Here is a 6,372-nt window from a genome sequence, read left to right on the forward strand (position 1 = left end):
ACGGGCGTAGTTAAAGCGAATGAAACAACTTTGCAAAGAGAGAAATAATCTGTATGAGAAGCAGAATGAATTGTAAGGACAGAAATGGAAGATTGAAAAGTCGTTAGAACGATCAGAAATGTGGGGCGTGGCAGTTGTCATGCCCTATATTTTATGGTGGAAATTATCCGTGAAAACTTTGATCTGCGTCCGGCAGGCATTATCCAGATGTTGGATTTAAGAAGGCCAATCTATAAGCAGACCGCCGCCTATGGCCATTTTGGACGCCAGGATTTGGATGTAAGCTGGGAGCGTTTAGACAAGGTAGAGGAGTTAAAAAAGTACTGTTAAAAAAGTATTGCGAAATAAAAGGAATTTCTATGATTAACATAGGGGAGAAGTTAGATCCAGCGGAAGTATTAGATCCAGGCGTTAAGTTACCAAAAGGTACAAAAGTGACATGGAAGACGCCAGTGGATACAAATAAGGCGGGTCAACAAACAGGTGAGTTGGAAGTGACCTACCCAGATGGCACAAAAGATGAACTACTAGTTTCAGTGGAAGTAAGTATGGATGTAAAGAAAGAAACTTCATCAGAGAAGAGAGGTAAAGTAGGTAAAGAATTAAATCTGACTAAAGTTGGTGATCGATCAGGAGCTAGTGCTCATGTCAAAGTGAGAAAGTCTCAAGAACAAGACGCTGATAATAAACATGCTTTGCCACAGACAGGTGAAAAATCTTCTGAACGTACAACGGTTGTGGGAGTGTTCTTGTTGATGCTATTAAGTTTAGTTAGTTTTGGATATAAAAAGAAATACTAAAAATATTTTGAGTATTTCTTTCATATAGGATGGACCCTCTAAGTTAGAAACGTAACTTAGAGGGTTTATTTTTATAGTATACGTTAGTAGAATATTTTAAAATTTTAAATTGAAAAATACAAAAAAAACTAAATTATTCTGTATTTAAAGAGTTAAATAATTGAAAACGCTTAGTTGCAAGAGTAAACTTAAGATGTATAGAATTTACTATGGAATAATTTTTAGAATGGAGGGATAAGAATGGATATTGTAGATTTAGCCCGTTTTCAATTTGCGATGACAACGGTCTTTCACTTCTTTTTTGTACCGTTTTCGATCGGAACGGCGTTTGTAGTTGCAATTTTAGAAACAGTCTATGTCCGCACGAAGGATGAAGCTTATAAAAAATTAGCTAAATTCTGGGGTAATATCTTCTTATTGAGTTTTGCTGTTGGTGTTGTTACCGGGTTGATCCAAGAATTTCAATTTGGGATGAACTGGTCTGATTATTCTCGCTTTATGGGAGATATTTTTGGGGCACCACTAGCTTTAGAAGCTTTATTATCATTTTTTATTGAATCTACGTTCATCGGTCTTTGGATGTTTACTTGGGATCGAGTAAAGAAAGGGACGCACTTATTTTTCATGTGGATGGTCTGTTTTGGCACACTGACCTCTGCACTGTGGATATTAGCAGCTAACTCATTTATGCAACATCCAGTGGGTTATGCGATCAAAGGTGGTCGTGCAGAAATGGTCGATTTCTTTGCATTACTGACGAATCCACAGCTTTGGTTTGAATATGGACATGTTATTTTAGCAGCTTTGACAATGGGAGGAGTTATCCTTGCTGGATTGACGGCTTTCCAAATGTTAAAGAAAGATACTACTAAAGAAGCTAAAGTTCTCTATAAAAAATCAATGCGCCTTGGTCTTTGGATGGCAATGATCTTTTCAGTTGGCACGATCTTGGTCGGTGACTTCCAGATGAAATATCTGGTAACTGAACAACCGATGAAGTTTGCTGCAACAGAAGCTATCTACGAAACAACAGAAGATCCTGCACCGTGGACTGCAGTAGGGATCGCAGATACTAAGAATCATACTGTTAAGTATAAAGTTGATATTCCAGTTCTTTTGAGCTTGTTATCCTATAACAAACCATCTGGTTCAGTTAAGGGGATGGATGAGATCAATGCTGAGATGAAAGAGAAGTATGGTACAACGATCGATGGGACTAAGATGGATTATATCCCACCGGTAAACACACTTTTCTGGAGTTTTAGAGTAATGGCTGGCTTTGGAGCCTGGATCATTTTAGTCTCCTTTGTTGGTTTATTGATGACACGTAAAAAGAAGGAGACATTATACCAGCGACGGTGGATGCTATGGGCATTAGCACTTACGACATTTGTACCGTTTATTGCTAATACTGCTGGGTGGTTCATTACTGAATTTGGACGTTATCCATGGACTGTTTACGGTCTTTTTACGATCCAACAAAGTGTTTCACCTAATGTATCGGCAACCTCTCTGCTGATCTCAAATATCGTTTACTTCACGCTCTTTACGACTTTAGCGATCGTAATGATCGGACTGGTAAAACGTCAATTGAGAAATGATCCGACCCAAATGCAAGGTCATGGTTATGCCCAAAAGATCTTAGATCCATTTGATAAGGGGGCGTTTTAAATGAGTTTCTTACAAATTTTATGGTTTATCTTGATCGGCGTCCTATTTGCAGGCTTTTTCTTCCTCGATGGATTTGATTTTGGGGTTGGAATGGCTACACGTTCATTAGCTCACAATGAGGATGAACGCTCACAGATCATCGAAACGATCGGGCCTGTTTGGGATGGAAATGAAGTTTGGTTGATCACAGCAGGTGGGGCGATGTTTGCCTCATTTCCATATTGGTATGCTACATTGTTTAGTGGCTATTACTTGATCTTATTGATGATCTTAGTCGGTCTGATAATTCGTGGTGTTTCTTTTGAGTTTAGAACGGCTAGTGATCCAAAGAAACAGCATATTTGGAGCACTGCTTTAGCAGCAGGAAGTTTGATCGTACCATTTTTCTTGGGTGTTATGTTTGTTTCGATGATCCAAGGAATGCCGATCGATGCAAATGGAAACATGAATGCAGGGTTCTTTGATTACTTTAATGTAATGTCTATCGTTGGTGGGGTAGCGTTAGTCTTATTGACCTATCTACACGGCTTAAATTACATTGCGTTAAAGACCCTTGGTGATATCAGAGAACGTGCACGCAATTATGCAGAATTTCTCTATTGGATCTTATATGTTGGCTTGGTAGTTTTTGCGGTATTGTTATTCTTCCAGACCGATTTCTTCCAAGTTCGTCCGATCGGAACGTTGATCACTGTTCTTTTGATCGTTATCTTTGCCGTTTTAGGACATGTAGCAACATTTAAGGGTAATGAGATGTTGGCGTTTATTTCAAGTGGTCTGACGATGGTCTCTTTGGTCGCAATGATCTTTGTGGGGATGTTCCCACGTGTGATGATCTCTAGCTTGGGTGATAAATACGATCTCTTGATCCAAAATGCTTCATCGACTTCATACACTTTGACAGTGATGACGATCGCAACGATCTGCTTGTTGCCATTTGTTTTGGCATATACGATCTGGTCTTACTGGATCTTTAGAAAGCGGATCGCACTTCCAGTTGTGCATACAGCGGAGGTAGTCAAATAATGGTCGATAAACTGCTGTTTAAACTGGCAGGAATAAGACAGATCATGGTAAAGCTTGCAGGACTCTCGTTTCTGCAAGCTTTACTTATCATAGGGCAAGCTTTATTTTTAAGTGCTACTTTGACTGATCTGTGGTTGGGAAAGTCACTGAAGAGTCAAGTATTCAATATTTGTGCTTTTTCGGTCTGTTTTATCCTGCGTCAAGGAATAGATCTGATCGATGCCAAATTACTAGATGATTATGCGCGGCAAAGTGCTAAAGAAATGCGTAAACGATTGTTGGAGAAGATATTTATTCTAGGGCCTGGAGTGGTCCAAACTCAAGGAACAGGTAATTTAGTAACTTTGACTTTGGATGGTATCTTTCAAGTAGAAAATTACATCAAATTATTATTGAGTAAAATGATGAGCATGGCGATCGTGCCAGTCTTGATCTTGTTAGTAACATTTTGGATGGATATTACTTCTGGGATCATTATGTTGTTAGTGTACCCCTTGATCGTTTTATTCATGGTCATTTTAGGCTTTGCGGCCAAAGCTAAAGCTGATCGTCAATTTTCGACGTTTCAACGCCTATCCAATCATTTTATCGATTCTCTCCGGGGCATTGATACCTTAAAGTATTTTGGCTTGAGTAAGCGATATTCTAAGAGTGTTTATCGTTCAAGCGAAAACTTTCGAAAGACTACGATGCAGACATTGCGCGTAGCCATGTTATCAACTTTTGCGCTCGATTTCTTTACGACTTTATCGATCGCTGTTTTGGCTGTCTTTTTAGGGTTGAGATTGATCGATCAACAAATGTCACTTTTCTATGGTCTATCGATCTTGATCTTAGCGCCTGAATATTTCTTGCCGATCAGAAATTTTGCTAATGACTATCATGCTACCCTGAATGGTAAGAACTCATTTCATGCGATCGCTAAGATCATCCATACACCACTACCTAAAGTGTCTGAAGTCAAATTGGCTTCGTGGCAAGCAAAAGATAGCTTCAAAGCCAAACAAGTGGGTTTTAGCTATGATGAACAAAATGGGATCGCGCCTGTGAGTTTTACGGTCAAAGGCTATCAAAAAGTTGGGATCATTGGCATGAGTGGTTCAGGTAAAACGACTTTGATCAATTTGTTAAGTGGATTCTATATGCCTAGCACAGGTGAGTTTACTGTTCAAGGGCATAAATTACCTAATTTAGATCTAGCTGACTGGCGCAAACAAGTGCTTTATATCCCCCAATCGCCTTATGTTTTTTCAGACACTTTACGAAAAAACATCGCATTTTATACGCCAAATGTTTCGGATGAAGAGATCTATGAAGCGATCAAAGTAGTCGGCCTTGAGCGCTTAGTCGCTGAGTTGCCTGAAGGCTTGGACACTAAGATCGGGAGTGGAAAACGTGCACTTTCAGGTGGACAAGCCCAACGGATCGCTTTAGCGCGTGCATTTTTGGATAAAAAACGCAAGATCATGATCTTTGATGAGCCGACTGCACACTTAGACATCGAGACTGAATTGGAATTAAAAGAAAAAATGATGCCATTGATGCAAGATCGTTTAGTTTTCTTTGCTACACATCGTCTGCATTGGATGCACCAAATGGACTATATCTTGGTCATGGATGAAGGGAAATTAGTTGAAAGTGGTACTTATGCAGAACTTTTAGCTAAAAATGGATACTTCTGTAAGTTATTAAGTGAAATGAGGGGGGATACAGATGCTAAATAAGTTATCATTTTTTAAAGCTTTGCAACATGATAGCTGGGTCAAGCCGTTTTTGAAGCACTATAAAAAAACGCTTTGGCTGGCGATCTTCCTTGGCATTTTAACTTTTATCTGTGCAGGGGGCTTAATGTTTACTAGTGGATATCTGATCACAAAATCAGCGACACCACCGGAAAATATCTTATTAGTCTACGTTCCGATCGTTTTGACGAGGGCATTTGGGATCTTTCGCCCATTATTGCACTATTTAGAACGGTTGACCAGCCATAACTGGGTCTTTAAGATGACCTCAGAATTTCGGCGCAAGATGTATGATGCTTTGGAACGAGATGCGGTCTTTTTCAATAACAAATATCGCTTGGGAGATATCTTAGGCCTGTTATCAGAAGATGTTGCCCATATTCAAAATCTATATTTACGGACACTTTTCCCATATTTTACAGTCTGTGGACTTTATGTTTTTATCATTGTTGGTTTAGGCGTGATCTCACCTTTGTTTGCTTTATGGATGCTTGTATTATACGGGCTGTTGATCTTTGCGCTCCCACTTTGGTCAGTTGTTGTCAATGGGGCACGCCAAGAGTACGAAAAGCAGATCAAAAATGCGTTGTACCTTGATCTTACCGATAATGTCTTGGGGGTCTCGGACTGGATCTTTTCGGAACGTGCCAATGATTATCGTAAACGACACGAGGAAAATGAAGCTAAATTGCTTATGACGCAAGCAAAAATGCGAAAATTTGAACGTCGCCGAGACCTAGTGGGACAATTTATCTTTTTAGCGATCGTTGTTAGTTTGATCATTTGGGCTTCAGGTCGTTTTGGTGGCACTGAGACTGATTCGATCAACTGGATCGCAGCATTTGTGCTCTGCGTTTTTCCTTTGGCAGATGCCTTTATGCCACTGCCAACAGCTGCACAAGAGACAAATGTGTATTTAGATTCGATCAAGCGCTTGAATGCTTTGCCACGTCCAGAAGAACGTAAAAAAGCACCGGAAGTTACAGCACCCTATGAACTGCAAGTTAAAGACTTGGTATATGCTTATGCCGATGGACACCATAATGTGTTGAATGGGATCAACTTAAAAATAAGTCCAGGTGAAAAGTTGGCAATTTTAGGTCGAAGTGGCTCAGGAAAAAGTACCCTAGCTA

General features: G+C 39.7%; 5 protein-coding genes and 1 pseudogene. All 6 read left to right on the top strand.

What is annotated here, in order from left to right:
* Positions 1-165: 165 nt before the first annotated feature.
* Positions 166-330, top strand: a pseudogene (locus Q9Q35_RS01480) (methionine adenosyltransferase domain-containing protein); the annotation flags it as partial.
* A gap of 29 nt (positions 331-359) precedes the next feature.
* Positions 360-800 (top strand): Rib/alpha-like domain-containing protein, encoded by a 441-nt coding sequence (locus Q9Q35_RS01485; protein ID WP_304651820.1) that lies wholly within the window; start codon positions 360-362, stop codon positions 798-800.
* A 240-nt stretch (positions 801-1,040) separates the two neighbouring features.
* Positions 1,041-2,471 (top strand): cytochrome ubiquinol oxidase subunit I, encoded by a 1,431-nt coding sequence (locus tag Q9Q35_RS01490; protein WP_304651821.1) that lies wholly within the window; start codon positions 1,041-1,043, stop codon positions 2,469-2,471.
* Positions 2,472-3,497, top strand: a complete 1,026-nt coding sequence (gene cydB / locus Q9Q35_RS01495) for a cytochrome d ubiquinol oxidase subunit II (protein WP_304651822.1) — start codon at positions 2,472-2,474, stop codon at positions 3,495-3,497.
* Positions 3,497-5,221, top strand: coding sequence for a thiol reductant ABC exporter subunit CydD (cydD, locus tag Q9Q35_RS01500; protein WP_304651823.1), 1,725 nt, complete (start codon positions 3,497-3,499; stop codon positions 5,219-5,221). The genes cydB and cydD overlap by 1 nt, the downstream gene beginning before the upstream one ends.
* The coding region (locus tag Q9Q35_RS01505) for an amino acid ABC transporter ATP-binding/permease protein (protein WP_304651824.1) at positions 5,211-6,372 on the top strand (1,162 nt) is incomplete at its 3' end. The genes cydD and Q9Q35_RS01505, both read left to right, overlap by 11 nt.

It is taken from the genome of uncultured Ligilactobacillus sp., assembly GCF_948826705.1.
Lineage (GTDB): Bacteria > Bacillota > Bacilli > Lactobacillales > Lactobacillaceae > Ligilactobacillus.

What these genes read in the sequence shown, in the direction of transcription:
- Q9Q35_RS01485 (WP_304651820.1), top strand. Translation starts at nt 360, where the DNA reads ATGATTAACATAGGGGAGAAGTTAGATCCAGCGGAAGTATTAGATCCA.
- Q9Q35_RS01490 (WP_304651821.1), top strand. Translation starts at nt 1,041, where the DNA reads ATGGATATTGTAGATTTAGCCCGTTTTCAATTTGCGATGACAACGGTC.
- cydB (WP_304651822.1), top strand. Translation starts at nt 2,472, where the DNA reads ATGAGTTTCTTACAAATTTTATGGTTTATCTTGATCGGCGTCCTATTT.
- cydD (WP_304651823.1), top strand. Translation starts at nt 3,497, where the DNA reads ATGGTCGATAAACTGCTGTTTAAACTGGCAGGAATAAGACAGATCATG.